At 65.0% G+C, this 22825-nt stretch carries 33 protein-coding genes; 4 read left to right on the top strand and 29 right to left on the bottom strand.

Annotation, left to right across the window (positions count from 1 at the left end; translation table 11 throughout):
- Positions 1-65 precede the first annotated feature (65 nt).
- Complete coding sequence (gene rpmJ, locus ACFWBU_RS16860) at positions 66-179, bottom strand: 50S ribosomal protein L36 (RefSeq protein ID WP_003938068.1); 114 nt, start codon at positions 177-179, stop codon at positions 66-68.
- 90 nt (positions 180-269) lie between these two features.
- A complete protein-coding gene (gene infA, locus ACFWBU_RS16855) occupies positions 270-491 on the bottom strand; it encodes a translation initiation factor IF-1 (RefSeq protein WP_005140011.1) in 222 nt (73 codons plus the stop codon).
- A 184-nt stretch (positions 492-675) separates the two neighbouring features.
- Here infA and dtd point away from each other — a divergent pair, with 184 nt between their 5' ends.
- Positions 676-1113 (top strand): D-aminoacyl-tRNA deacylase, encoded by a 438-nt coding sequence (dtd, locus tag ACFWBU_RS16850; RefSeq protein ID WP_169651617.1) that lies wholly within the window; start codon positions 676-678, stop codon positions 1111-1113.
- A 9-nt stretch (positions 1114-1122) separates the two neighbouring features.
- Here the strand turns inward: dtd and map are convergent, their stop codons facing one another.
- From map to ACFWBU_RS16725, 25 genes are all read right to left on the bottom strand, one after another.
- Positions 1123-1920: a type I methionyl aminopeptidase gene (gene map / locus ACFWBU_RS16845; protein ID WP_296551753.1), complete on the bottom strand. Its 798-nt coding sequence runs from the start codon at positions 1918-1920 to the stop codon at positions 1123-1125.
- A gap of 18 nt (positions 1921-1938) precedes the next feature.
- The gene (locus ACFWBU_RS16840) at positions 1939-2484 is read right to left on the bottom strand and encodes an adenylate kinase (protein WP_296551752.1); all 546 of its coding nucleotides are present in this window, start codon (positions 2482-2484) and stop codon (positions 1939-1941) included.
- Entirely contained in the window at positions 2481-3794 is a 1314-nt protein-coding gene (gene secY, locus ACFWBU_RS16835) for a preprotein translocase subunit SecY (RefSeq protein ID WP_169619962.1), read from the bottom strand. The genes ACFWBU_RS16840 and secY overlap by 4 nt, the downstream gene beginning before the upstream one ends.
- 203 nt (positions 3795-3997) lie before the next feature.
- Positions 3998-4441: a 50S ribosomal protein L15 gene (gene rplO / locus ACFWBU_RS16830; protein ID WP_169619963.1), complete on the bottom strand. Its 444-nt coding sequence runs from the start codon at positions 4439-4441 to the stop codon at positions 3998-4000.
- Between the two features lie 2 nt (positions 4442-4443).
- Positions 4444-4623, bottom strand: coding sequence for a 50S ribosomal protein L30 (rpmD, locus tag ACFWBU_RS16825; RefSeq protein WP_006554593.1), 180 nt, complete (start codon positions 4621-4623; stop codon positions 4444-4446).
- On the bottom strand, positions 4623-5279 hold the full coding sequence (rpsE, locus tag ACFWBU_RS16820; protein WP_169619964.1) for a 30S ribosomal protein S5: 657 nt from the start codon (positions 5277-5279) through the stop codon (positions 4623-4625). The genes rpmD and rpsE overlap by 1 nt, the downstream gene beginning before the upstream one ends.
- Positions 5280-5310: 31 nt before the next feature.
- On the bottom strand, positions 5311-5718 hold the full coding sequence (gene rplR / locus ACFWBU_RS16815) for a 50S ribosomal protein L18 (RefSeq protein ID WP_169619965.1): 408 nt from the start codon (positions 5716-5718) through the stop codon (positions 5311-5313).
- Between the two features lie 2 nt (positions 5719-5720).
- The gene (rplF, locus tag ACFWBU_RS16810; protein WP_169619966.1) at positions 5721-6260 is read right to left on the bottom strand and encodes a 50S ribosomal protein L6; all 540 of its coding nucleotides are present in this window, start codon (positions 6258-6260) and stop codon (positions 5721-5723) included.
- A gap of 14 nt (positions 6261-6274) precedes the next feature.
- Positions 6275-6673, bottom strand: a complete 399-nt coding sequence (gene rpsH / locus ACFWBU_RS16805; RefSeq protein WP_169619967.1) for a 30S ribosomal protein S8 — start codon at positions 6671-6673, stop codon at positions 6275-6277.
- A 166-nt stretch (positions 6674-6839) separates the two neighbouring features.
- Entirely contained in the window at positions 6840-7025 is a 186-nt protein-coding gene (locus tag ACFWBU_RS16800) for a type Z 30S ribosomal protein S14 (RefSeq protein ID WP_006554598.1), read from the bottom strand.
- Positions 7026-7029: 4 nt separating this feature from the next.
- Positions 7030-7596, bottom strand: a complete 567-nt coding sequence (rplE, locus tag ACFWBU_RS16795; RefSeq protein WP_169619968.1) for a 50S ribosomal protein L5 — start codon at positions 7594-7596, stop codon at positions 7030-7032.
- 1 nt (position 7597) lies between these two features.
- The gene (gene rplX, locus ACFWBU_RS16790; RefSeq protein WP_072699603.1) at positions 7598-7915 is read right to left on the bottom strand and encodes a 50S ribosomal protein L24; all 318 of its coding nucleotides are present in this window, start codon (positions 7913-7915) and stop codon (positions 7598-7600) included.
- Entirely contained in the window at positions 7915-8283 is a 369-nt protein-coding gene (gene rplN / locus ACFWBU_RS16785) for a 50S ribosomal protein L14 (RefSeq protein WP_072699604.1), read from the bottom strand. Before rplN ends, rplX begins: the two co-directional genes overlap by 1 nt.
- 298 nt (positions 8284-8581) lie before the next feature.
- Positions 8582-8866, bottom strand: a complete 285-nt coding sequence (gene rpsQ, locus ACFWBU_RS16780) for a 30S ribosomal protein S17 (RefSeq protein ID WP_169619969.1) — start codon at positions 8864-8866, stop codon at positions 8582-8584.
- On the bottom strand, positions 8863-9099 hold the full coding sequence (gene rpmC, locus ACFWBU_RS16775; RefSeq protein WP_072699606.1) for a 50S ribosomal protein L29: 237 nt from the start codon (positions 9097-9099) through the stop codon (positions 8863-8865). The genes rpsQ and rpmC overlap by 4 nt, the downstream gene beginning before the upstream one ends.
- A complete protein-coding gene (gene rplP, locus ACFWBU_RS16770; RefSeq protein WP_072699607.1) occupies positions 9099-9515 on the bottom strand; it encodes a 50S ribosomal protein L16 in 417 nt (138 codons plus the stop codon). Before rplP ends, rpmC begins: the two co-directional genes overlap by 1 nt.
- Positions 9516-9518: 3 nt before the next feature.
- On the bottom strand, positions 9519-10316 hold the full coding sequence (gene rpsC, locus ACFWBU_RS16765; RefSeq protein ID WP_072699608.1) for a 30S ribosomal protein S3: 798 nt from the start codon (positions 10314-10316) through the stop codon (positions 9519-9521).
- Entirely contained in the window at positions 10316-10714 is a 399-nt protein-coding gene (gene rplV / locus ACFWBU_RS16760; protein ID WP_169619970.1) for a 50S ribosomal protein L22, read from the bottom strand. The genes rpsC and rplV overlap by 1 nt, the downstream gene beginning before the upstream one ends.
- The gene (gene rpsS, locus ACFWBU_RS16755) at positions 10711-10992 is read right to left on the bottom strand and encodes a 30S ribosomal protein S19 (protein ID WP_072699610.1); all 282 of its coding nucleotides are present in this window, start codon (positions 10990-10992) and stop codon (positions 10711-10713) included. Before rpsS ends, rplV begins: the two co-directional genes overlap by 4 nt.
- A gap of 19 nt (positions 10993-11011) precedes the next feature.
- A complete protein-coding gene (gene rplB, locus ACFWBU_RS16750; protein WP_169619971.1) occupies positions 11012-11845 on the bottom strand; it encodes a 50S ribosomal protein L2 in 834 nt (277 codons plus the stop codon).
- A 38-nt stretch (positions 11846-11883) separates the two neighbouring features.
- Entirely contained in the window at positions 11884-12189 is a 306-nt protein-coding gene (rplW, locus tag ACFWBU_RS16745) for a 50S ribosomal protein L23 (protein WP_072813738.1), read from the bottom strand.
- Entirely contained in the window at positions 12186-12866 is a 681-nt protein-coding gene (gene rplD / locus ACFWBU_RS16740; protein ID WP_169619972.1) for a 50S ribosomal protein L4, read from the bottom strand. The genes rplW and rplD overlap by 4 nt, the downstream gene beginning before the upstream one ends.
- Entirely contained in the window at positions 12863-13516 is a 654-nt protein-coding gene (gene rplC, locus ACFWBU_RS16735) for a 50S ribosomal protein L3 (RefSeq protein WP_169619973.1), read from the bottom strand. The genes rplD and rplC overlap by 4 nt, the downstream gene beginning before the upstream one ends.
- A gap of 28 nt (positions 13517-13544) precedes the next feature.
- A complete protein-coding gene (gene rpsJ, locus ACFWBU_RS16730) occupies positions 13545-13850 on the bottom strand; it encodes a 30S ribosomal protein S10 (protein WP_003938093.1) in 306 nt (101 codons plus the stop codon).
- Positions 13851-14314: 464 nt separating this feature from the next.
- On the bottom strand, positions 14315-15823 hold the full coding sequence (locus ACFWBU_RS16725) for an amidase (RefSeq protein WP_378528793.1): 1509 nt from the start codon (positions 15821-15823) through the stop codon (positions 14315-14317).
- Positions 15824-16234: 411 nt separating this feature from the next.
- Here ACFWBU_RS16725 and ACFWBU_RS16720 point away from each other — a divergent pair, with 411 nt between their 5' ends.
- Genes ACFWBU_RS16720 through ACFWBU_RS16710 form a run of 3 tightly spaced genes read left to right on the top strand, consistent with a single transcriptional unit; the run spans position 16235 to position 18985 of the window.
- Positions 16235-17281 carry an ATP-binding cassette domain-containing protein gene (locus tag ACFWBU_RS16720; RefSeq protein ID WP_378528780.1) on the top strand — a complete coding sequence of 349 codons (1047 nt, stop codon included), beginning with the start codon at positions 16235-16237 and terminating at the stop codon, positions 17279-17281.
- Positions 17278-18135 carry an ABC transporter permease gene (locus ACFWBU_RS16715; RefSeq protein WP_169619975.1) on the top strand — a complete coding sequence of 286 codons (858 nt, stop codon included), beginning with the start codon at positions 17278-17280 and terminating at the stop codon, positions 18133-18135. Before ACFWBU_RS16720 ends, ACFWBU_RS16715 begins: the two co-directional genes overlap by 4 nt.
- Before the next feature lie 4 nt (positions 18136-18139).
- The gene (locus ACFWBU_RS16710) at positions 18140-18985 is read left to right on the top strand and encodes an ABC transporter permease (protein ID WP_378528779.1); all 846 of its coding nucleotides are present in this window, start codon (positions 18140-18142) and stop codon (positions 18983-18985) included.
- Positions 18986-19093: 108 nt separating this feature from the next.
- Here the strand turns inward: ACFWBU_RS16710 and ACFWBU_RS16705 are convergent, their stop codons facing one another.
- Together ACFWBU_RS16705 and ACFWBU_RS16700 are read right to left on the bottom strand one after the other, a co-directional pair.
- Positions 19094-20152, bottom strand: a complete 1059-nt coding sequence (locus tag ACFWBU_RS16705) for an alpha/beta hydrolase family protein (protein ID WP_169619977.1) — start codon at positions 20150-20152, stop codon at positions 19094-19096.
- Between the two features lie 134 nt (positions 20153-20286).
- Positions 20287-22825 (bottom strand): amino acid adenylation domain-containing protein (locus ACFWBU_RS16700; RefSeq protein WP_378528778.1); only part of this gene is annotated, 2539 nt, incomplete at its 5' end.

Below are 22825 nucleotides of genomic sequence, written 5' to 3'. Positions count from 1 at the left end.
TGCGACTGGTGCTGGAAGGTCTTCTTTGCTTGTTGCCAAGCAGATCTTCGAGACGAAGGTCCGATCTAGCCCTGACGCTGCTTGTGACGCAGGTTCTCGCAGATCACCATGACCCGTCCGTTACGACGGATCACCTTGCACTTCTCGCAGATCTTCTTGACGCTAGGCTGAACCTTCACGTGCGTCCGATCTCCTGTATGTGCGCCCCCGGACACGGCTGACCGCGACCGAAGACAGGGTTCCCCCCGACCGTATAGCCGGGGAAGCTTCTACTTGTACCGGTAGACGATGCGTCCACGCGTCAAGTCGTAGGGCGAAAGCTCCACGACCACGCGGTCCTCGGGAAGGATACGAATGTAGTGCTGGCGCATCTTGCCGCTGATATGGGCCAGAACTTTATGACCGTTCTCCAGCTCGATGCGGAACATCGCATTGGGCAGTGGTTCGACAACCCGGCCCTCGACCTCGATTGCCCCGTCTTTCTTAGCCATATCCTCCGCGATCCGTCGTTCGATGTGTGGTTGCATCGGCATCCGATACCGTGACGCTCGGCCTCCGGAAGTCGCGCGAATCGAGATTCGACACGTACCGACCCGGAGCGCAGCGCGCACCACCGGTCAATGCTACGGGAGTTTTCCCACCAGGCCAAATGGAGACGGACGAGGAGGACACGAGTTGCGGGCGCTGATTCAGCGGGTGACGACCGCGTCGGTTGCGGTGGAGGGCGACGAGGTTGCCCGGATCACTCCCCCACCCGGCGGGCACGGTCTGCTCGTGCTCGTGGGGGTGACCCACGACGACGACGCGGCGACAGCGGCGACACTCGCCCGCAAGGTGTGGACGATGCGCATCCTCGACGACGAGAGATCTGCGTCCGATGTGGGTGCTCCGGTGCTGGTCGTCAGCCAGTTCACGCTGATGGCCGACACCCGGAAGAGCCGGCGGCCGTCCTGGTCGGCGGCGGCGCCGCGCAGTGTGGCGGAACCTCTCGTCGAGGAGTTCACGTCCGCGTTGCGTGCGCTCGGCGCACACGTCGAAACGGGAGTGTTCGGCGCACACATGGAGGTGAGCCTCGTCAACGACGGGCCGGTGACCCTGATCGTCGAGGTGTGACGAACGCCGCTACTCGGGGCGCAGCGTGAGGATGCGCGGGCCCGACTCGGTGACCGCGACGGTGTGCTCCCAATGCGCGGCGCGGCTGCCGTCCGACGTGACCACGGTCCAGTCGTCCTCGAGCACCTCGGTCTCGTACGTGCCGAGAGTGAGCATGGGCTCGATCGCGAGCACCGATCCGACCACCAGTTGCGGTCCCTTGCCGGGCGCGCCTTCGTTCGCCAGGAAGGGCTCCATGTGCATTTCGCGGCCGATGCCGTGGCCGCCGTAGCCGTCCACGATCCCGAAGGAACGGCCGAACAGCTTCTCGGCGGCGTGCGTGCCGTTCTCGATCGCGTGCGAGACGTCGGTGAGACGGTTGCCCGGAAGCATCGCCGCAATGCCGGCCTCCATCGACAGCCGCGTCGCCTCACTCAGCTCGGCGTCGTCCTGTGCGAGTTCACCGACCCCGAATGTCCATGCCGAGTCGCCGTGCCAGCCGTCGAGGATCGCGCCGCAGTCGATGGAGACCAGATCGCCTTCGGCGAGGATGTCGTCCGCCGACGGGATGCCGTGGACCACGCGGTCGTTGACCGACGAGCAGATCGAACCGGTGAAACCGTGGTATCCCAGGAAGGACGGAACGGCGCCCGCATCACGGATCACCGCTTCCGCCACCCGGTCGAGTTCCAGGGTGCTCACGCCCGGCTTCGCCGCATCCCTCACCGCAACGAGTGCGGCACCGACGATCGCGCCGGCGGCCGCCATCGCGTCGAGTTCACCGGCCGTACGGAACGGAACCACCTTGCGCTTGCGCCCGAAACCCATGTCGAAACTTCCTACGTGTTACTTGCCGAGCGCTGCGAGCGCCCGGGCGTTGATCTCCTCGACCTCACCGATGGCGTCGACCGTGATGATCGCGTCGCGGTAGTAGTCGAGCAGCGGAGCTGTCTCCTCGCGGTAGACCCGGAGGCGATTACGGATGACGTCCTCGGTGTCGTCGGCGCGGCCGCGAGCGAGCATGCGCCCGACGACGACGTCCTCGTCGATGACGAAGGACAGCACGCCGTCGAGGGCCACCCCGAGGTCCTGCAGGATGTTCTCGAGTTCCTTGGCCTGCTCGACGCTGCGCGGGAAGCCGTCGAGAAGGAAGCCGTGTGCCGCGTCGGGCTCGCCGAGACGGTCACGCACCATGTTGTTCGTGATCTCCGCGGGTACGAGGTCTCCTGCGTCGATGTACTTCTTGGCCTCGACGCCGAGCGGCGTTCCCTGCCCGATGTTGGCGCGGAACAGATCGCCGGTCGAGATCGCGGGGACACCGAGCTTGTCGGACAGGATCGCGGCCTGCGTGCCCTTTCCGGCACCGGGAGGACCGAGGAGTACAAGTCTCACTTGAGGAACCCTTCGTAGTTACGCTGCATCAATTGACTTTCGATCTGCTTGACGGTGTCCAGCGCGACACTGACAAGAATGAGCACCGCGGCCCCACCGAAAATGCTCGAGGCGGTCTGGCCCCCGGACAAGAAGAAGTTCGGCAGGGTTGCGATGAGACCGAGGTAGATCGAGCCCGGGACCGTGATGCGGTTGAGCACGAAGCTGAGGTACTCGGCGGTGGGCCGGCCCGGACGGATGCCCGGAATGAAGCCGCCGTACTTCTTCATCTCGTCGGCGCGTTCCTCCGGGTTGAAGGTGATCGCGACGTAGAAGAACACGAAGAAGACGATCAACGCGAAGTAGATCGAGATGTAGACGGGGTTGCTCGGATCGATCAGGTACGTGTTGACGATGCGCTGCCACCAGTTCGGCTCGACCGCCGATGTCGCGCCGGTGAGCTGCCCGATGAGGTTCGGCAGGTACAGCAGCGACGACGCGAAGATGACCGGGATGATGCCGGCCTGGTTGACCTTGAGCGGCAGGTACGTCGACGAACCGCCGTACATGCGCCGGCCCACCATGCGCTTGGCGTACTGGACCGGGATACGGCGCTGGCCCTGCTCGACGAACACGACGCCGGTGATGATGACCAGGGCCACCACACAGACGATCGCGAAGACGAGGCCGCCGCGCGACTCGAGGATGGTGCGACCCTCGGTCGGGAGCGCCGCAGCGATACCCGAGAAGATCAGCAGCGACATACCGTTGCCGACACCGCGCTCGGTGATGAGTTCGCCGAACCACATGACGACGGCGGCACCGGCGGTCATGACCAGGACGATGATGACCATCGCGAAGATGCTGTCATCGGCGAGGATCGGCTCGGAACAGCCCTGAAGCAGCTGCCCACGGGCCGCGAGGGCCACGATGCCGGTGGCTTGGAGAACAGCGAGTGCGACGGCCAGATAACGCGTGTACTGCGTCATCTTGGCCTGGCCGGACTGGCCTTCCTTGCGCAACTCCTCGAAGCGAGGGATGACGACGGTGAGCAACTGGACGATGATGCTCGCGGTAATGAACGGCATGATGCCGATCGCGAACACCGACAGCTGCAGCAGCGCACCACCGGAGAAGAGATTGATCAACGAGTAGATGCCGGCTTGATCACCACCGGCAAGCTGATCGACACAGGCCTGGACGTTGCCGTAGTCGACGCCCGGGGACGGCACGGTCGCACCGAGGCGATACAGGGCCACGAGACCGAGGGCGATGAGAATCTTCCGCCTCAGGTCCGGTGTCCTGAGGGCCGAAACGAAGGCGGAAAGCAAAGATCCTCCTGGCAGGCCGATCGGGGACGGCGGGTCGACTTCGGACCCGTCGGAAAAGTAGACAACTCTAAAACTCTAACAGTGTGCCCTCAGCGGGCGAGTACGCCGGTAGCGTACTTCAACTCGGTGAAAGCACGAACGGCCGCGATGCAGGGTTCTGCAACGCGGCCGTTCGCGAGCCTTGGCTCACATGATCGAACAGGTCAGACCAGTTCGGTCGTGGTGCCGCCGGCAGCGGCGATCTTTTCCTTGGCGGAGCCCGAGAACTTGTTGGCGGTGACCTGCACGGCCACCGACAGCTCGCCCTCGCCGAGCACCTTCACGAGCTGGTTCTTGCGGACCAGTCCGTTCGAGACGAGCTCGTCGATGCCGATCTGGCCGCCCTCGGGGAACACCCGTGCGATGTCGCCGACATTGACGATCTGGTACTCGGTGCGGAATGCGTTCTTGAAGCCCTTGAGCTTCGGGAGACGCATGTGAATCGGCATCTGGCCACCTTCGAAGGCTGCCGACACGTTCTTACGTGCCTTCGTACCCTTCGTACCGCGACCAGCGGTCTTGCCCTTGGAACCCTCGCCACGTCCGACGCGGGTCTTTTCGGTCTTCGCGCCCGGAGCCGGGCGCAGGTGATGCAGCTTGATGGTCATTTTCAGACCTCCTCAACGGTCACGAGGTGACGCACCACGTTGATCAAGCCACGGTTCTGCGCATTGTCCTCGCGGACGACGGACTGACGGATCTTCCGCAGACCGAGGGTGCGCAGGCTGTCCCGCTGATTCGACTTGGCGCCGATGGTGCTCTTGATCTGGGTGATCTTCAGCTCTGCCATTACTTCACGCTCCCAGCAGCCTGTGCACGGGCGCGAAGCATGCCGGCGGGGGCAACTTCCTCGAGGGAGAGACCACGGCGAGCCGCAACCTCTTCCGGACGCTGCAGGCTCTTGAGAGCCGCAACCGTCGCGTGCACCACATTGATGGCGTTGTCGGAGCCCAGGGACTTCGACAGGATGTCGGAGATGCCCGCGCACTCCAGCACGGCACGCACCGCGCCACCGGCGATAACACCGGTACCCGGCGAAGCCGGACGCAGCATGACGATGCCTGCTGCGGCCTCACCCTGAACCGGGTGAGTGATGGTGGTGGCGATCATCGGCACGCGGAAGAAGCCCTTGCGAGCCTCTTCGACGCCCTTCTGGATGGCCGCGGGAACTTCCTTGGCCTTGCCGTAGCCGACGCCGACCAAGCCGTTACCGTCGCCCACGATCACCAGAGCGGTGAAGCTGAAGCGACGGCCGCCCTTGACGACCTTCGACACACGGTTGATCGAGACGACACGCTCGATGTAGTTCGACTTCTCGGCAGCGTTGCCGCCACGCGAGTCGCGGTCACGGCGGTCACGACCGCCGCGGTTGTCACCGCTGCTGCTGCTGTTGGGGTTCTGGCCGGCAGGGCCGCTGCCGCCGTCACGCCGCTGACGTCCCGGCATCAGGCGTTCCTTCCGTTCGAAAAAGTCATCATCAGAACTTCAACCCGCTTTCGCGAGCCGCGTCCGCGAGGGCCGCGATGCGGCCGCTGTAGGTGTGGCCACCGCGGTCGAAGACCACGGCCTCCACGCCGGCAGCCTTGGCGCGCTCGGCGATCAGCTGACCGACCTTCGCGCCACGAGCCTTCTTGTCGCCCTCGACAGCACGCACATCGGGTTCGATGGTCGAAGCTGCGGCGAGGGTCGTACCCGTCAGGTCGTCGATCAACTGCACATGCATGTGACGCGACGACCGGTTCACGACGAGACGCGGACGCTCGGTGGTGCCGGAGATCTTCTTGCGGAGGCGGAAGTGACGACGCGTCTTCGAGAGGCGACGCGTGGTGGACACGTCCTTGCCGCGCGGAATGCGCTTTGCCTTCTGGTTCTCGGTCTGGCTCATGATCACTTACCCGTCTTTCCGACCTTGCGACGGACCTGTTCACCCTCGTAGCGGATGCCCTTGCCCTTGTACGGGTCGGACTTGCGCAGCCGGCGGATGTTGGCAGCGATCTGGCCGACCTTCTGCTTGTCGATCCCCGTGATCGAGAACTTCGTCGGGGTCTCGACGGCAAACGTGATGCCCTCGGGCGCTTCGATCAGCACCGGGTGGCTGTAGCCCAGGGAGAACTCGAGGTCCTTACCCTTGAGGGCCACGCGGTAGCCGACACCGAAGATTTCCATCTTCGTGGTGTAGCCCTCGGTCACGCCGACGATGAGGTTCTGCACCAGGGTCCGGGACAGACCGTGCAGCGCACGGCTGCGACGCTCGTCGTTCGGACGCGTGACGTTGATTGCTCCGTCATCACCCTTGGTGACGACGATGGGCTCGGCGACCGTCAGCGAGAGGTTGCCCTTGGGGCCCTTCACTGCGACGGCCTGGCCATCGATGTTCACCTCGACACCCGAGGGGACGACTACGGGGAGTTTTCCGATTCGCGACATTGTGGTGGCCTCCCTTACCAGACGTAGGCGAGGACTTCCCCGCCCACCTTCTGCTTGGCCGCCTGGCGATCGGTGAGCAGGCCGGAAGACGTGGAGATAATCGCCACGCCGAGGCCGCCCAGGACCTTGGGCAGGTTGGTGGATTTCGCGTACACGCGCAGGCCGGGCTTCGACACGCGGCGCACGCCTGCAAGGCTGCGCTCACGGGAAGGGCCGTACTTGAGGTCGACGATGAGGGTCGTGCCCACCTCGGCGTCCTCGGTGCGGTAGTCGGAGATGTAGCCCTCGCGCTTGAGGATCTCGGCGATGTTCACCTTGATCTTCGAGGACGGGAGCTTGACCTCGTCGTGGTACGCCGTATTGGCGTTACGCAGACGCGTCAAGAAGTCTGCGATGGGGTCGGTCATGGTCATGGCTGACCTGTACACCTTTCTCGGTGCGGTTCCCATGCAACACCGGGATATCCCGGCCGTGGGCCTACATCGAACTCGGTTTCGATGCGGGTCCGCGGCAGATGCCGCAGACCCATGACAGCGTGGCGGTGGGCGGAGGCCGTCGGCGCTCCGCCCACCGTTCACGTCACCAGGAGCTCTTGTGAACTCCCGGAAGCTCACCGCGGTGTGCCATCTCGCGAAGGCAGATGCGGCAGAGTCCGAACTTGCGGAAGACCGAATGCGGGCGTCCGCAGCGCTGGCAGCGGGTGTAGGCGCGCACCGCGAACTTCGGCTTCTTGTTGGCCTTGTTGACCAGTGCCTTCTTAGCCATGGGCTCAGTTCTCCTTGAACGGGAAGCCGAGGTGCTTGAGCAGGGCACGGCCTTCTTCGTTGTTGGTGGCGGTCGTGACGACGGTGATGTCCATGCCGCGCGGGCGATCGATCTTGTCCACGTCGATCTCGTGGAACATCGACTGCTCGTTCAGGCCGAACGTGTAGTTGCCGTTTCCGTCGAACTGGTTGCCGTTGAGGCCGCGGAAGTCCCGGATACGGGGCAGCGCGATGGACACGAGACGGTCCAGGAACTCCCACATGCGGTCGCCACGAAGCGTGACGCGGGCACCGATCGGCATGCCTTCGCGCAGCTTGAACTGTGCGATGGACTTACGTGCCTTGCGGATCTCGGGCTTCTGGCCGGTGATCAGTGCGAGGTCGTTGACCGCGCCGTTGATCAGCTTCGCGTCGCGGGCGGCGTCGCCGACACCCATGTTGACGACGACCTTCACGACGCCGGGGATCTGCATGACGTTCGCGTAGCCGTATTCCGACTGCAGCGCGTCGCGGATCTCCTCGCGGTACCGCACCTTCAGGCGCGGCATGGTCTTGGTCTCAGTGGTGGTCATGTCAGATGTCCTTCCCGTTCTTCCGGGAAATCCGAACGCGCTTGCCGGTCTCCTCGTCGACGCGGTAGCCCACGCGCGTGGCGTTGCCGTCCGAGTCGATGACCGCAACGTTGGAAACGTGGATCGGGGCCTCTTGCGTGACGATGCCGCCGGTGGAGGCACCACGCTCGTTGGCCGAGACTGCGGTGTGCTTCTTGATGCGGTTCACGCCCTCGACGAGGACACGGTTCTGCTTCGGGTAGGCCTCGATGACCTTGCCCTTGGCGCCCTTGTCCTTACCCGAGATGACGAGAACGGTGTCGCCCTTGTGCACCTTCATCACAGCACCTCCGGAGCAAGCGAGACGATCTTCATGAAGCGCTTGTCGCGAAGCTCGCGACCGACGGGTCCGAAGATGCGGGTTCCGCGAGGATCGTTGTCGCCCTTGATGAGGACGGCAGCGTTCTCGTCGAACTTGATGTACGAGCCGTCCGGCCGGCGGCGCTCCTTGGTGGTGCGCACGATAACGGCCTTGACGACCTCACCACGCTTGACGTTGCCGCCGGGGATCGCCTCCTTGACGGTGCCGACGATGATGTCACCGATACCGGCGTAGCGACGGGACGAGCCACCGAGAACGCGGATGCAGAGAATCTCCTTGGCACCCGTGTTGTCGGCGACGCGCAGTCGCGACTCCTGCTGGATCACTTACTTCTCCTTGACCTGGATTGGTATGTACGTCAGATTTCCGACCTGGACGTACGCGGTCGTCGTTTGCTCGCGGCGCACATACGCTGGGCGCACGGGTCCCGTGAGCAACCCGTCCAGAGTAGGCCATATACCGTACCCAGGGCAAATTAGCGAACCGTGTGCTCGGTCCCATGCCCCGGGTCCGGCTGTGCCGGCCCGTTCCGTACGTCACTACGGCGAAGAACAGCACCCCCACCACCCGAGTGATCGGGTGCCGGGGGTGCTGTCGAGGTACTTCACCGACGATGCCGGAAGCCTACTTGGCCTTCTCGAGCACCTCGACCAGACGCCACCGCTTCGACGCGGACAGCGGACGGGTCTCCATCAGCTGCACGCGGTCGCCGACGCCGGCGAGGCTGTTCTCGTCGTGTGCCTTCACCCGGGTGGTACGGCGGATGATCTTGCCGTACAGCGGGTGCTTCACACGATCCTCGAGCTCGACAACGATGGTCTTTTCCATCTTGTCCGAGACGACATAGCCGATGCGAACCTTGCGGCTCGCGCGGTCTTCGTTTGTGCTCACTGTCTTTTCCTCACTCATGCCACATCACCCGTGTTCGGGCCGGTGGCCAGTCCGAGCTCACGCTCGCGCAGCACCGTGTAGATACGTGCGATCTCGTTGCGAACGACACGCAGCCGACGGTTGTTGTCCAACTGTCCGGTGGCCATCTGGAAGCGCAGGTTGAACAGCTCTTCCTTGAACTCACGGACCTTGTCGGCCAGCTCTGCGTCGCTCAGCTCGCGGAGTTCCGCGGCGGGGGTACCGGTAGCCATCAGAACTGCTCCTCCCTCGTCACGATGCGGCACTTGCAGGGGAGCTTGTGCATCGCGCGACGCAGGGCCTCGCGAGCAATCTCCTCGTTCGGGTAGCTCATCTCGAACAGGACCCGACCGGGCTTGACGTTCGCGACCCACCACTCGGGGGAACCCTTACCGGAACCCATGCGGGTTTCGGCCGGCTTCTTCGTGAGGGGGCGATCCGGGAAGATGTTGATCCAGATCTTGCCGCCACGCTTGATGTGCCGGGTCATGGCGATACGAGCGGACTCGATCTGCCGGTTGGTGATGTAGGCCGGCTCGAGAGCCTGGATGCCCCACTCACCGAAGGTCACCTGGGTTCCGCCCTTGGCGGCACCCGTACGGCTCGGATGGTGCTGCTTGCGGTGTTTGACCCGCCGTGGGATCAACATGCGTCAGCCCTCCTTGTTCTCAGTCGAAGCGGGGGCGTCGGCCGAGGCTGCGCGGCCGGCGTCGGTGCTCGTCGCCGTGGTGCCCGACGCGCCGGAACGACGCGGGCGGCTGGGACGCTCACGACGCGGACGGTCGGCGGGAGCAGCTGCAGCAGCAGCGAGCTCACGACGGCCACCAACGATGTCGCCCTTGTAGATCCAGACCTTCACGCCGATACGACCGAAGGTGGTCTTGGCCTCGTACAGGCCGTAGTCGATGTCCGCACGCAGCGTGTGCAGCGGAACCCGACCCTCACGGTAGAACTCCGAGCGCGACATCTCGGCGCCACCGAGGCGGCCCGAGCACTGCACGCGGATGCCCTTGACGTTGGGCTGACGCATGGCCGACTGAATGGCCTTGCGCATCGCCCGACGGAAGGCAACACGGTTCGAGAGCTGCTCGGCGACGCCCTGCGCCACCAGCTGAGCCTCGGACTCCGAGTTCTTGACCTCGAGGATGTTCAGCTGGACCTGCTTACCGGTCAGCTTCTCGAGCTCGGCGCGAATGCGATCGGCCTCGGCGCCGCGGCGACCGATGACGATGCCCGGGCGTGCGGTGTGGATGTCCACACGCACACGGTCACGGGTGCGCTCGATTTCGACCTTCGCGATGCCTGCACGCTCGAGGCCGGAGGCCAGGAACTTACGGATCGCGACGTCTTCCTTGACGTATTCCGCGTACTGCTTGTCTGCGTACCAACGCGACTTCCAGTCGGTGGTGATGCCCAGACGGAAGCCGTGCGGGTTGATCTTCTGGCCCACTACTGAGCTCCCTTCCGGCGGTTGCGAGTCGAACCCGACCGAGATGCGACGCTTTCCACGATCACGGTGATGTGGCTCGACCGCTTGCGGATTCGGAACGCACGGCCCTGGGCACGCGGCTGGAACCGCTTCAGGGTCGCACCCTCGTCCACATACGCCGTCGCGACGACGAGCGTGCTGGGGTCGAGGTTGTAATTGTTCTGCGCGTTCGCAGCAGCAGAGGCGATCACCTTGGCGACCGGCTCGGCCGCGGCCTGCGGCGCGAACTTGAGGATTGCGAGGGCTTCCTCGACGGACTTACCGCGAACGATGTCGACGACGCGGCGCGCCTTCATCGGGGTTACGCGCACGTGGCGCGCAACAGCCCGAGCGCTGTTGGTTGTGGTTTCAGTGCTCATCGACGCTTGCTCTTCCGGTCGTCCTTGATGTGGCCCTTGAACGTACGGGTCGGTGCGAATTCACCGAGCTTGTGGCCGACCATCGAATCCGAGATGAACACCGGCACGTGCTTGCGTCCGTCATGGACGGCAAACGTGTGACCGATGAAGTCCGGCAGAATCGTGGAACGGCGCGACCAGGTCTTGATGACCTGCTTGGTGCCCTTCTCGTTCTGGACGTCGACCTTCGCCAGGAGGTGGTCGTCGACGAACGGGCCCTTCTTGAGGCTGCGTGGCATTCTCTAACTCCCTCCTTGACTAGCGCTTTTTACCGGTACGGCGGCGACGGACGATGAGCTTGTCGGACGCCTTGTTCTTGCGGGTACGGCCTTCCGGCTTACCCCAGGGGCTGACCGGGTGGCGACCACCCGAGGTCTTGCCCTCGCCACCACCGTGCGGGTGGTCGACCGGGTTCATCACGACACCACGGACGGTCGGGCGCTTGCCCTTCCACCGCATACGGCCGGCCTTACCCCAGTTGATGTTCGACTGCTCGGCGTTGCCGACCTCGCCGACGGTGGCGCGGCAGCGCACGTCGACGCGACGGATTTCACCGGACGGCATACGCAGCGTGGCGTAGGTGCCTTCCTTACCGAGGAGCTGGATGCTCGCGCCGGCGGAACGTGCCATCTTGGCGCCGCCACCCGGACGCAGCTCGACTGCGTGGATGGTGGTACCGGTCGGGATGTTGCGCAGCGGCAGGTTGTTACCCGGCTTGATGTCGGCCGTGGGGCCGGACTCGACCGGAGCACCCTGCATCAGGCCCTTGGGGGCGATGATGTAGCGCTTCTCGCCGTCCACGTAGTGGAGCAGCGCGATGCGAGCGGTGCGGTTGGGGTCGTACTCGATGTGAGCGACCTTCGCCGGGATTCCGTCCTTGTCGTTGCGACGGAAATCGATCAGGCGGTAGGCGCGCTTGTGGCCGCCACCCTTGTGCCGGGTGGTGATGCGACCGTGCGCATTACGTCCACCACGACCGTGAAGCGGGCGAACCAGCGACTTTTCGGGCGTCGACCGAGTGATCTCGGCGAAGTCCGACACGCTGGCGCCACGACGGCCCGGCGTAGTCGGCTTGTACTTACGGATTGCCATGAGTCTTCTCGTCCTCTATCTCTCGAGAGTTCCGATCGCTACGCGACCGGGCCTCCGAAGATCTCGATGGGCTTGCTGTCGGCGGCCAGGGTCACGAGCGCGCGCTTGGTGTCCTTGCGCTTGCCGTAACCGGAGCGGGTCCGCTTGCGCTTGCCCTGACGGTTCGCGGTGTTGACGCTGGTCACCTTGACGCCGAAGACCTTCTCGACGGCAATCTTGATCTGCGTCTTGTTCGAGTCCGGGTGAACCAGGAAGGTGTACGTGCCGTCTTCCATCAGTCCATAGGACTTCTCGGAGATGACGGGAGCCAGCAGGATGTCGCGCGGATCGGCGATCGTGCTCACTTGGTCTCCTCCTTGAATTCCTGGCCGGACTCTGCCGGGCCGTGGATGAACGCGTTCAGCGCTTCGACGCTGAACACGACGTCGTCGCTGTAGAGCACGTCGTAGGTGTTCAGCTGATCCGGCGCGAGCGCGTGGACGTTCGGAAGGTTCTGCACCGACTTCCACGCCGCCACGTCTTCACGGCCGACGACGAGCAGGACCTTCTTGCGGTCGCTGATTTCGCCGAGGAACGTGCGAGCACTCTTCGTCGACGGGGTCTGACCCGCGACGAGTTCGGTGATCACGTGGATGCGCTCGTTGCGTGCCCGGTCGGAGAGGGCACCGCGGAGAGCGGCAGCCTTCATCTTCTTGGGGGTGCGCTGCGAGTAGTCGCGCGGCTGCGGGCCGTGGACGACGCCGCCACCGACGAACTGCGGTGCACGGGTCGAACCCTGGCGGGCGCGGCCGGTGCCCTTCTGGCGGTACGGCTTCTTGCCGCCGCCGCGGACCTCGCCACGAGTCTTCGTGGAGTGCGTGCCCTGGCGAGCCGCCGCAAGCTGTGCGACGACGACCTGGTGCAGCAACGCGATGTTCGCGGGAGCGTCGAAGATCTCCGAGGGGAGATCGACGGTGCCGTTGGACTGGCCACCGGGCGCCTTGACGTCCAGTGTCAGCTTGGTTGCGGTCTCGGTGCTCATGCCCGTGCACCACCCTTCACTGCAGTCTTGACGATCACGAGGCCGCCCTTACGGCCGGGGATCGCGCCCTTGATCAGGAGCAGACCGTTCTCGGCATCCACCTTGTGGACCGAGAGGTTCTGCGTCGTGATGCGGTCGGAGCCCATCCGGCCGGACATGCGCGTGCCCTTGAACACGCGGCCCGGGGTGGCGCAGCCACCGATGGAACCCGGACGACGGTGCACAGCCTGCGCACCGTGCGAGGCACCCTGGCCCGCGAAGCCGTGACGCTTCATGGTGCCGGCGAAGCCCTTGCCCTTGGAGGTGCCGGTGACGTCGACGAATGCGCCGTCCTCGAAAACCTCTGCGGTGAGCTCCTGGCCGACCTCGTAGTCCGAGGTGTCCTCGACGCGAAGCTCGACGAGGTGGCGGCGCGGGGTCACGCCGGCCTTGTCGAACTGGCCGCGGACGGGCTTGTTGACCTTGCGAGGCGCGATGGCACCGAACGCGAGCTGCACGGCGTTGTAGCCGTCGCGCTCCTCGGTGCGAACCTGCGTGACCACGTTCGGTCCGGCCTTGACGACGGTCACCGGAACGACCCGGTTGTTCTCGTCGAAGACCTGGGTCATGCCGAGCTTGGTGCCCAGGATTCCCTTGATCTGGTTAGTCATGTGTTATCTCCGCTGCGTCTTCCGAAGCTCACTGAATGTTGACATCGACGCTCGCCGGAAGGTCGATGCGCATGAGCGCGTCGACAGTCTTCGGCGTCGGGTCGAGGATGTCGATCAGCCGCTTGTGGGTACGCATCTCGAAGTGCTCGCGCGAGTCCTTGTACTTGTGCGGCGAACGAATGACGCAGTACACGTTCTTTTCTGTAGGCAACGGCACCGGGCCGACCACGCGGGCACCCGTACGGGTGACCGTCTCGACGATCTTGCGCGCAGATGCGTCGATCGCCTCGTGGTCATAGGCCTTGAGCCTGATGCGGATCTTCTGTCCCGCCACGCTTAGTGTCCTTTTCTTGCCGCGTTTCGTAGCACCCGATCAAGCCGGGAACCACCTCGTCTGCACAGTTCCCCAGGGGAACGGCGACAGAGAACAGCACTGGAATACACATTGCGAGCCGGGGTCACCCGATCCGCTGCCGCTGTTCATCTGTCATTGTTCTCCGGTCCACGCGGTCGGGCGTGTCGCCCAGTCGCTCATTCCCCGGCGACGAAGCTCTGGGCTTCGACACCGCAAAGAACGGGACCGAATGCACTCATACGAGCGCACGCTGGTACTGCTTCCGTCTTGCATTGTGGCCGCAACCAACCCTCGGGCCGATCAGCGACTGTCACGATTTCCCGATCCGAGCCGCGAAACAACCCATGGCCCGGTCAAGGCAACCCGACCAGTATGCAGGAGTCCACGCGAGAGTTCAACTCGGCGCCCTTCGTGGTCTCGCTCACCCGGCAACCGGGCGCCGGTTACCCCACCGGATTCATCGCGGGCGTGCGCAACGGCGCCGCCGCGCCGAAGGTGTTGGTGGGATCGGGCCCCGGCCCCGGCTGCGCCCTCCCCACCTCGGGCACACGAGCGATCGCGGGCACGAGCACCGGTTCGTCAAGCCAAAACGGTACTGCTGCTTGAACTTCCAGGCCGATTGCGATGAGTTCGGCATCCTGCCAGGGGCGGGCGCCGAGTTGCACCCCGACCGGCATCCCCGTGTCCCCCGACCGCCCCGCCGGAAGCGTCACCACGGGCGCGCCCGCGTAGTTCGCCCACCGCACGTCGCCCACCACACCCGCCGTGACGCTGACGCCGAGGAACTCGTCGCGACGCGCACCGTCGACCGCGGACCCCGCCACCGCAATGGCATCGAGATCCTGATCGGCGAACATCCGGTTGTACTCCGATTGGTAGCGGAGCCGGTCGCGTTCGAACTGGAGGTAGTCACCGACGGGCACCCCCAGCGACGCGACGGCCGCGGACACCATCACCGCCTTGTCCGGCCGGTACAGCCCGAGCCGATCTGCGAACTGCTGATGGTAGGAGCCCATCTCCACCTGATCGCCCGTCGCGAGCGACGACGGCAGAGGCGGCATGGTCACCGGCACGGTCACAGCGCCGAGCGAACGTACGACGTCGAGGAATCCGTCGACGACCCGCTGCACCGCGGCCACGGGTGCGGGACGGGAATCGACCGGTACCCCGATCCTGATTCCGGAGAGAGGCGCCGCCCCGCCGCGAGCGGCGAGCGGGTATCCGCCCTCCGGAACCGGGCGCCCGAGGGACGTGATCGGATCGTCGGCGTCCGGTCCCGCGAGCACGGACATGAGCAGGGCCGCGTCTCCGAGACTGCGCGCCATCGGCCCGACATGGTCTCGGGTCCAGGTGAGCGGGATCATGCCGTACGACGTGATCGCCCCGTAGGTGGGTTTGATCGACGAGACTCCGCAGGCACTGGCGGGCAGTCGTGCCGAGCCTCCGGTGTCACTGCCCAGAGCGAGGGGCACGAAGCGCGCCGCGAGAGCGGCTGCACTGCCTCCCGAAGAGCCCCCGGGCGAGAATCTCGTGTTCCAGGGGTTGCCGACCTGTGGGGTCGTGACCCCGATCGCGAACTCGTCGGTGTGCGTGTGACCCACGAGTACCGCGCCGGCCTCGTCGAGCCTCCGCCACACCCCCGAGTGACCGGCTGCGATGTTGCCCTCGAGCACCCGGCTCGACGCGGTCAACGGCAGACCGGATACCGCGAAGATGTCCTTGAGCGCGATCGGCAGCCCGCACAACGGGGAGATGTGCGTCTGCTCGCGTCGCGCGCGGGCGAGACGCTCCCCCGCCGCATCCGCCGCCTCGTACGCGAGTTCTGGATAGAGCCGCACCCAGGCACCGATGTCACCGTCGAACGCGCGGGTGCGGGTGAGGCACGACTCGAGCAACTCGCGGGGATGCAACCGGCCGGCGCGCAGGAGCGCAGCGGCGTCCACGGCGCTCATCAGCGCGGGATCGCCGGCGGTGACCGTCTCCGGCTCCGGCAGCCTGTGCCGCGCGGCCCGAGAGGCACCGGCCGAGACCGAACCCCAGGCGACCAGTCCGCCCGCCGCTCCCCCGATCAACTGCCGACGCGTTACTGGGACTGCCACGCCCCCAGAAGACCACGGATCGGCCGGATTCGCCGGTCGGGGGTGTCCCGTTGTGATCTTGTCTCGAAAACGGCGCGGCGGCTCGATTCCTCCCACCATCCGTTGCCAGAGGCCCGCCGATACACCATTGGACCCGCCTCGTTGCAGTGACGCCGGTAACATCGCCTCTCGACGGCAGCGCATCCGTCATGGTCGGCGGCACCGCCGCCGGCGGGAAGACGAAGTCCCGATGCAGGGCGGGACCGAGTTCGACGGTGGAGTGTGATGCTGAACAGTCATGGTCAGGCAGTCCTCGTGGAGGACGTGCACAAGTCTTTCGGCGATGTCGAGGCCCTCGACGGGATCGGTTTCACTGCCGCTGCGGGGCGTGTCCTCGCCATTCTGGGACCCAACGGAGCCGGAAAGACCACGATGGTCAAGGTCCTGTCGACGTTGTTGCGCCCCACTTCCGGGCGAGCGGTCGTTGCGGGACACGACGTCGTCACCGACGCTGCGGCGGTGCGCCGATCCATCATGATGACCGGCCAGTTCGCAGCGCTCGACGACACGCTCACGGGCCGGGAGAACCTCGTGCTCTTCGGCCGGCTGATGGGTCTCGACAACGCATCGGCGAAGCGGCGCGCCGACGACCTCCTCCGCCAGTTCGATCTGGTCGAAGCCGCTCGCCGCCCGGTGAAAGGCTACTCCGGCGGCATGCGACGCCGCGTCGACATCGCCTGCGGACTGGTGGTCCGCCCGGAGGTGGTCTTTCTCGACGAGCCGACCACGGGACTCGATCCGCGGAGCCGGCAGGGCGTGTGGGCGCTGGTGTCGGCGCTCAAGGACCAGGGGATCACGGTGCTCCTGACGACCCAGTACCTCGAAGAGGCGGATGTACTGAGCGACAACATCATCGTGATCGACAAGGGCACCGTCATCGCCGAGGGCACAGCCAACCAGCTCAAGGCATCGGCAGGAGGCAGCTTCTGCGAGATCGTGCCGGTCGAGCCCCGCGCCCTCCCGGCCATCGCGCAGGCGCTCGGTGACATGGTGCCGCCGGACGCTCGCGCGGCGTTCCCCCTCGGGACCGAAGGAGACGAGGACAGGATCTCGATCCCGGCACCCGACGGCGCCGCGACCCTCACCGAGGCTCTTCGGCGCCTCGAACCGCTCGACGTGGACCTCGCAGATATCGGGCTTCGGAGGCCGTCGCTCGACGATGTGTTCCTGCGTCTCACCGGACACACCGCGACGCCCGTACCGGGTGAGTCGCCGGCGGACCCGTCCGCCGGAGAACGACCGGAGGCGGCGGTGGCGGGGGAACTACCGTGACGACACGCACCGATCGGGCGCCGCTCCCCGACCCTCCGTCGACCGGCTCGTCCACTCCGGGTTCGGGCGACAGCCCCGGAGGAGACCATCGCCGGATCGCGCCCGCCGCCTCGAAGCAATGGTGGGTGCTGACCACGCGCGCGCTGCGGACGATGGCGCGCAACGGCGAACTCGTGGTCGCGGTGATAGCGCCGGTCGTCTTCGGACTCGGGTTCTACCTACCTCTCAAGTTCGTGATGCAGCTCCAGGGCATCGACTACGCGCAGTTCCTGATGCCGATCATCGTGTTGCAGTCCATGGCGTTCACCGCGATCTCCGCGGCTCAGCTTGCTGCGTCGGAGGCATCGACCGGACTGACGACACGAATGCAGACGATGCCGGTGGTGGCTGGGATACCGATGCTGGCCAGATTGGCGGCCGGGACGGTCCGGTCGATCGTGTCGCTGATTGCGGCCATCGGATTCGGCTATGCGATCGGTTTCCGGTTCTCGGCGGGATTCGGCCAGGCGGCCTTGTTCTGCGCGACCGCACTCGCCATCAGTGTTCTGCTGTGCCTGGGCGCCGACGCGATCGGAAGCCTGTCCAAGAGCCCGGAGGCGACGTCTCAGGCGCTGACACTCCCACAACTGATCCTCGGGATGCTCTCATGCGGATTCGTGCCCGAGAGCGGCTTTCCCGAATGGATCAGGCCGTTCGTCCGCAACCAGCCCATCTCGCAGTTCTCCTTCGCGATGCGCGACATGGCGCAGGACGGCGTGACATGGGAAGTCTTCAGGCCGAGTGCGTTCTGGATGATCGGGCTCGCTGTGGTCTGTCTTCCGGCAGCTCTCTGGGCCACGACGAGGAGGGGGTGAGCGGATGAGCGACACCGTCGAATCACGCCCGAACGGCACGGTTGTGTACCCGGCAGCCGACCATGCGCGGGACGAGAACTCTCTCCCCGCGTTGTGGGAGCACAGCCGGTTGCAGTGCGGGCGCCTCCTGCTGCGGTGGGCGCGCGATCCGGTAACTCTGATCCAGGCGTTGATCTACCCGGCGCTGACGCTGGTGATGTTCCGGATCGTGCTCGGGGACAGCATCACCGCCGCGACCGGGCAATCGTCGATCTTCGGTACCGTTCCCATGATCGTGCTGGTCGGCGCGATGTTCGGGTCGGTGGTGAGCGCGGTCGGGCTGCGCGCCGAGCGCGACTCCGGACTGCTGGGACGCTTCTACACCCTGCCGATCCATCGTTCGGCCGGCCTCGTGGGCCGCCTCATGGCAGAGACGATACGAGTCTTCGTGACCTCGCTCGTGATCGTCGCCGCGGGGATGGTGATGGGTTTCCGGTTCACCCAGGGCCTCGGCGCTTCCGTCCTGCTTTTCGTGGTGCCGCTGATCTTCGGTATCGGCTTCGCGATGATGGTGACGGTGCTGGCAACCGTTCCCGGACGAATTCCCCTGGTCGAACTGGTGTCGATCGTCTGCACGATGCTCATGTTCTTCAACTCGGGATTCGTGCCGGTGATGGCCTACCCGACCTGGCTCCAGCCGATCGTGGCCAACCAGCCGATGTCGTGCGCAATCGACACGATGCGCGCGCTGGCGATCGGCGGGCCGGTGGCCGAACCGTTCGTGAAAACGCTTGCGTGGTCGCTCGGCGCGGTCGCAGTGTTCCTCGTGCCTGCGATCCGGGGATACCGACGCGCAGCGCGGGACGGCTGACGACGCCGGATTCCCGAATAGTGCGCACGGGAGCCGGCAGCCCAGGGGACCGGAAGCAGTGAAGCCTCTCCCAGATGTGGGAGAGGCTTCACGCGTTCACAGCCGATGTCAGATGCCGAGGGCCTTCTGCAGCACAGGCCACGAATCCTTCAGGTCGTCCTGCCAGTACTTCCACGAATGAGTGCCGGAGTCACGGAAGTTGTAGGTCGCGGGGATGTCCAGCTCGTCGAGCCGGTCGCGAAGATTGTGAGTGCAGTAATTCGTCGCGGCTTCGATGACACCGCCCACGACCACCTGATTGGCGAGAATCTCCACCTTGCCGTCGATCTCCGGGCCGTAGAGGGTGTCGTACTGTCCGGGCAGTCCGTTGCCGTTGGAGATATAGAGCTCGAGACCCCGAAGTTTCTCGGCGTTGACGTACGGGTCCTTCTCCACCCAGGTCGGATCGTCGGTTTCACCCCACATATTGCGAGTGTCGCCCCCGCCCCACACCTCGGTGGTGATCTTGACGAACTCCTGCCCGATCGGATCGGAGGTCTGCGCACATCCGCTGTAGGCGGCCACACCCTTGTAGAGACCCCCGCCCGCGATCGCGAGCTGGAGCACCGAGGTACCCGATGAGGACAAACCGGCGATCGCGTTCACACCGTTGGTTCCCAGCGCCGCATCGATCAGCGGAGGAACCTCCTTGGTCAGGAAGGTCTCCCATTTGTTCACGCCGAGGGCCGGGTCCTCCTGATTCCAGTCGGTGTAGTAGCTCCACTTACCACCGACCGGCGAGACGACGTTGAGATTCTTGTCCTTGAAGAAGTCGATGGCGTCGGTACGGTAACGCCACGTCGCGCTGTCTTCTCCGCCACCGGCACCGTTGAGCAGGTACAGCGTGGGGCGCGGTTCACTGATGTCTGCCGGACGCCATACGTCGAGCAGGATTTCCTTGTCCATCGAGGCCGAGTAAACGTAGACCAGCAACTGCTGCTCGTCGTACTTTTCGATGCGGCTGATGTGCGATCCGTTCTCGCTCGTCACCGACTCGAGCGGCTGCAGGGTGTCCGCGACCGGATCAGCCGCTGCCGGGGAGACCAGCAGAGCGGAAGAGAACAACGCGCATGCTGCGCCTGCAGTCAGGACGCGAAGTCGTCCGGATCCTCGTCTCGGATGCTTCATACGGTTCTTTCACCTTTTTCGGGTTGGACAGCGTGGTCGACATCAACGGCGCCTCGTCCGAGGCGAGTACGAACGGAACGTACCCGATCGCAGCCTACGTACAGTTACATGCGTCGCATTCCAGCGGCAACTTGTTACACCACATTCCGTTTGAGGTAGTGGTCGAGCACGGGGCCGATCTCCGCGAGCGCCTCCGTCGAGGTCATGTCGTCGTGGCTGAAGTCGATCGGTACATCGGTGACATGTCCGGTCACGAGGTGAGCCCACCGCTTCGCCGCTCCGTGCCGGGCGGGCGGATGGTTGGCTGCACTGAAATACAGGATGTCACCGTCGAACGTTCCCGGGAGATGCGATGCGATCAGTTGTCCCGATCGGACGGCGCTTCGGTACAAGTTGCGGAAACGCTCGAGGGTGAGCGCGCTGAGCGCAGTCACGTCCTGTGCCATCGTGTCCCAGAGTCTTCGGATGTGTTCGTCGGACAGGGCAGCCACATCGTCCGAGTCCTCGAGCATCACGCCGATCTGTGCGAGGTTGGCGCGAATGGCACGGCGGAACTCCGCTGCCTCGAGATCCCAGTGGCTGTCCAGCATCACGAGGCTTTCCACGAACTCGCCCTGCTTCTGCAACTTCACGGCGACTTCGTGTGCCACCACTCCTCCGAGCGACCATCCCATCAGGTTGTACGGTCCCTCGGGCTGCGCCGTCCTGATCTCCCGGAGATAGTCGTCCGCCATCTCCGCGATGGTTCCGGGAAGGTAGTCGTTGTCCGACAGTGCGCGCGTCTGTATCCCGTACAGGGGCCGATCGTCCACGAATCCGGTCAGGCCCGAGTAGGTCCACGCGAGTCCGTACATCGAATGGATGCAGAACAACGGGTTTCCGGAACCGTGCGTACGGAACGGCAGCAGAACCTGTACGGCGCCGTCCGTGAGCGGATCGAAGTCCTCCTCGCTCCCGGCATCGGTTTCGATGCGGTGCGCGAGTGCAGCTACCGAGGAGTCGGTGAACAACCACTGGACCCGAACTTCGACCCCCGTCTCCTTCTGCAGCCGGCTGGCGACCTGCGTCGCGACCAGGGAGTTGCCTCCGAGGGCGAAGAAGTTGTCGTCGAGACCGACACGCTCGAGGCTCAACACGTCCGCAAACGTCGACGCCACACTCTGTTCGACGGTTGTCTGCGGCGCCCGGAACTCGCGAGCTTCGAAGGTAGGGGAAGGCAACGCCTTGCGGTCCAACTTGCCCGACGAACCCAACGGCAACTCATCGAGCACCATCAAGACCGACGGCACCATATACGCGGGCAACAACCCCGAGACAAACCCCGCCAACTCGTCACGATCCACAGTCTCGCCCGCAACAGGCACCACATAACCCACCAGCTGATCCCCGAGATCAAAGGCCGACACCACCACCACAGCGTGAGCGATCGACTCGTGCGACACCAACGCCGCCTCGATCTCACCGAGCTCGATCCGCAACCCCCGCAACTTCACCTGAAAATCGGTACGACCGATGTACTCCAACTCACCGTCGCCGGTCCACCGCACCAGATCACCCGTGCGATACAACCGCTCACCCGCCCCGAACGGCGACGCCACAAAACGCTCCGCCGACAAATCCGGCCGACCCACATACCCACGAGCCAACTGCACACCCGACAGATACAACTCACCCGCCACACCCACCGGCACCGGCGCCAGTCGGCTGTCGAGCACAAACACCTGCGTATTCCACACCGGCGCACCGATCGGAACCGACACGGTATCGGCCGAGGTCACCTCGTGGAACGTCACATCCACCGCGGCCTCGGTCGGACCATACAAATTGTGCACCGCAGCATTCGGAAGCATCGCACGCGTCCGCGCCGCCAACGACGGCGACAACGCCTCACCCGAAGCAAACACGTAGCGCAGACCCGACAGATCCGAGACCCCGGCCTCGGTTACGAACACCGCCAACATCGACGGCACAAAATGCGCCACCGACACCGAACGCTCGGCCATCACCGTCGCCAGATAGGCCGGATCCCGATGACCGTCCGGAGCAGCCATCACCAACCGCGCACCCACACCCAACGGCCAGAAAAACTCCCACACCGACACATCGAACGTAAACGGCGTCTTCTGCAACACCACATCATCTCGGGTGAGCGAGTATTCGTGCTGCATCCACTCGAGACGATTGACAATCGCCCCATGCGAGACCGCCACACCCTTCGGCCGGCCCGTCGACCCCGACGTGAAAATCACATACGCCGTATTCGACGGCCGCACCGGCGCAATCCGCTCATCATCGGACACCGGACCGGCCGCAACGCTCGAAAGATCCAGCGTGTCGATCGACACCACCGGCACCGACCCGGACCCGGAATCGGAACCGGGAAGCTCGAACCCGTCCCGCGACGTCGACACCACCAACACCGGCGACACCGACTCCACAATGAAACCATTCCGCTCGGCAGGCTGATCCGGATCGATCGGCACATAGGCGCCGCCCGCCCGCACGATCGCATACATCCCCACCAGCAGATCCAACGACCGGCGCATCTCCAGCCCCACCGTCGTCTCCGGACCCACAGCCCGCGAGATCAGATACCGCGCAAGCCGATTGACCCGCGCATCGAACTGCGCATACGTCAACGACTCGTCTTCGAACACCACCGCAATCGCGTCG

The organism is Rhodococcus sp. NPDC060084, assembly GCF_042730335.1.
Taxonomy (GTDB): domain Bacteria; phylum Actinomycetota; class Actinomycetes; order Mycobacteriales; family Mycobacteriaceae; genus Rhodococcus.
This window is presented reverse-complemented; position numbering and strand designations above follow the sequence as displayed.

Excerpts from the sequence above, each read along its gene's own strand:
- infA (WP_005140011.1), bottom strand. The coding sequence starts at position 491 with ATGGCTAAGAAAGACGGGGCAATCGAGGTCGAGGGCCGGGTTGTCGAA.
- map (WP_296551753.1), bottom strand. The coding sequence starts at position 1,920 with ATGGGTTTCGGGCGCAAGCGCAAGGTGGTTCCGTTCCGTACGGCCGGT.
- rplO (WP_169619963.1), bottom strand. The coding sequence starts at position 4,441 with ATGACCATCAAGCTGCATCACCTGCGCCCGGCTCCGGGCGCGAAGACC.
- rpmD (WP_006554593.1), bottom strand. The coding sequence starts at position 4,623 with ATGGCAGAGCTGAAGATCACCCAGATCAAGAGCACCATCGGCGCCAAG.
- rpsE (WP_169619964.1), bottom strand. The coding sequence starts at position 5,279 with ATGCCGGGACGTCAGCGGCGTGACGGCGGCAGCGGCCCTGCCGGCCAG.
- rplR (WP_169619965.1), bottom strand. The coding sequence starts at position 5,718 with ATGAGCCAGACCGAGAACCAGAAGGCAAAGCGCATTCCGCGCGGCAAG.
- rplF (WP_169619966.1), bottom strand. The coding sequence starts at position 6,260 with ATGTCGCGAATCGGAAAACTCCCCGTAGTCGTCCCCTCGGGTGTCGAG.
- rpsH (WP_169619967.1), bottom strand. The coding sequence starts at position 6,673 with ATGACCATGACCGACCCCATCGCAGACTTCTTGACGCGTCTGCGTAAC.
- ACFWBU_RS16800 (WP_006554598.1), bottom strand. The coding sequence starts at position 7,025 with ATGGCTAAGAAGGCACTGGTCAACAAGGCCAACAAGAAGCCGAAGTTC.
- rplE (WP_169619968.1), bottom strand. The coding sequence starts at position 7,596 with ATGACCACCACTGAGACCAAGACCATGCCGCGCCTGAAGGTGCGGTAC.
- rplX (WP_072699603.1), bottom strand. The coding sequence starts at position 7,915 with ATGAAGGTGCACAAGGGCGACACCGTTCTCGTCATCTCGGGTAAGGAC.
- rpsQ (WP_169619969.1), bottom strand. The coding sequence starts at position 8,866 with ATGAGTGAGGAAAAGACAGTGAGCACAAACGAAGACCGCGCGAGCCGC.
- rpmC (WP_072699606.1), bottom strand. The coding sequence starts at position 9,099 with ATGGCTACCGGTACCCCCGCCGCGGAACTCCGCGAGCTGAGCGACGCA.
- rplP (WP_072699607.1), bottom strand. The coding sequence starts at position 9,515 with ATGTTGATCCCACGGCGGGTCAAACACCGCAAGCAGCACCATCCGAGC.
- rplV (WP_169619970.1), bottom strand. The coding sequence starts at position 10,714 with ATGAGCACTGAAACCACAACCAACAGCGCTCGGGCTGTTGCGCGCCAC.
- rpsS (WP_072699610.1), bottom strand. The coding sequence starts at position 10,992 with ATGCCACGCAGCCTCAAGAAGGGCCCGTTCGTCGACGACCACCTCCTG.
- rplB (WP_169619971.1), bottom strand. The coding sequence starts at position 11,845 with ATGGCAATCCGTAAGTACAAGCCGACTACGCCGGGCCGTCGTGGCGCC.
- rplD (WP_169619972.1), bottom strand. The coding sequence starts at position 12,866 with ATGAGCACCGAGACCGCAACCAAGCTGACACTGGACGTCAAGGCGCCC.
- rplC (WP_169619973.1), bottom strand. The coding sequence starts at position 13,516 with ATGACTAACCAGATCAAGGGAATCCTGGGCACCAAGCTCGGCATGACC.
- ACFWBU_RS16725 (WP_378528793.1), bottom strand. The coding sequence starts at position 15,823 with ATGAGCGCCGTGGACGCCGCTGCGCTCCTGCGCGCCGGCCGGTTGCAT.
- ACFWBU_RS16720 (WP_378528780.1), top strand. The coding sequence starts at position 16,235 with ATGCTGAACAGTCATGGTCAGGCAGTCCTCGTGGAGGACGTGCACAAG.
- ACFWBU_RS16710 (WP_378528779.1), top strand. The coding sequence starts at position 18,140 with ATGAGCGACACCGTCGAATCACGCCCGAACGGCACGGTTGTGTACCCG.
- ACFWBU_RS16705 (WP_169619977.1), bottom strand. The coding sequence starts at position 20,152 with ATGAAGCATCCGAGACGAGGATCCGGACGACTTCGCGTCCTGACTGCA.